Source organism: Metabacillus arenae (assembly GCF_014773385.1).
Taxonomy (GTDB): domain Bacteria; phylum Bacillota; class Bacilli; order Bacillales; family Bacillaceae; genus Metabacillus_D; species Metabacillus_D arenae.
In genome coordinates, this window is record NZ_JACXAI010000084.1 from 1 (window position 1) to 1,462 (window position 1,462).

A 1,462-nucleotide genomic window follows, 5' to 3' on the forward strand; every position below is an offset into this window, starting at 1 on the left:
TAAAATGTACCCTTTGTAAAGGACATTTAAAAAAAGCCTAGGCAGCTTTAAGAAGATGATCTCTGTATTGAACAGGGGTCATCTTTTTTAAATTCCATTGGTATCTATAATGATTGTAATAGGTCATATATTGCTTAATTTCTTTCTTTAACTCATCAAGAGTTGTACATGCTTTAATAAAGGCTTCGTCTTTAAAATGGCCAAAGAATGATTCCTGAGGAGCGTTGTCCCAACAGTTTCCTCTTCTTGACATGGATTGGCGTAACCCTAGTTTCTTTACTGATTTTTGAAAGTCGGGGTGTGTATAGTGAACTCCTTGGTCTGAGTGAATTAAGGCATCTTTTGCTTTCTTAAAGTTTCTATTTTTCTTTAACTTTAAAAGGGTGTCTGTAGCCAAGTCAATAGTCATACGGTCTGATACATGATAGGCTAAGATTTCATTGGTGGAACCATCTTTAATAGCCGAAAGATAGGCTTTCTGACCTTTCCCATAAAATAAATACGTAATATCTGTCAGAAGCACTTTTCCTGGTACACTCTGTTTAAATTGTCGATTTAGTAAGTTCGGAACGACTCGGTGTTCTTGAGTAGCTTTCATCATTCGTCTATACGGATTTGCCTTTCTGATTGGACAAATAATACTGTACTTTTTCATAATTCTTCGTATTCGCTTCAAATTGTAGACAACATTAAATTGACCCTCCAGAGTCATTTTGATCTGACGTGCCCCTTTCTTGCGGCCTTTAAAAAGGAAGGCCTTTAAAATGATATCTTTTACGATTTCATCCTGTTCCTCTCTTTGTTTTCTTTGTTCCTCTGATTTTACAGAGAAGTAATTATAGTAACCACTTCGAGAGACACCAACTAATTCACATAGGTACCTCACCATGTGTTTCAACTGATACTTTTCAATTACCGAACGAATAAGAATGTATTTTTGGCTAGGAGGAAGTACTACTTCTTCAGCCCCCTTTCTGCAAAACGTATCTTTTTTAATAGTTCATTTTCTGCCTTTAGTAAGTTAATTTGTGCTTCTAAGCGAGCATTTTTCTCCTCTAAAGGGAGTTCTCTATTCCTAGGACGTCCTGAACTTTCTGCTCTCGTGTCACGTAAACCACTTATCCCACTCTCGTTGTACGCTTTTTTCCATCTCTTACTCGCTGAATGAACTCTATACATCCCCAGAACGTTTACATCAAAACCGCATTCTTCAAAAATATCTCTCGCAAACTTGCCTTTCTCTTTTTCCGCAATAAATATATGTTTGAATTCATCCGTATAGGTAATTCCTTTTGAACTCACAGATTTAGCATATTTATTAGCCGATAGTAGCTTGATCTCTTTCTCTGTAAAAACCTTTTTACTCATAACTTTCTCCATTCCCCATGTTTTTCTTAATTATACAAAAAAGTACCCTATAGGTAGACTTTTTTTTAATGTCTACTCTATAGGGTACATTTTA

1 protein-coding gene is annotated in these 1,462 nt (G+C 35.8%); it reads right to left on the minus strand.

The genetic code is table 11. The annotated features are described in order from the left end of the window. Nucleotides 1–37 precede the first annotated feature (37 nt). Nucleotides 38–1,368 (minus strand): IS3 family transposase gene (locus IC621_RS26240; protein WP_224752832.1). Its coding sequence is split into 2 segments (ribosomal slippage): nt 38–996 and nt 996–1,368, totalling 1,332 coding nucleotides; the frame shifts between segments, so codons are not numbered across the junction. Nucleotides 1,369–1,462 lie beyond the last annotated feature (94 nt).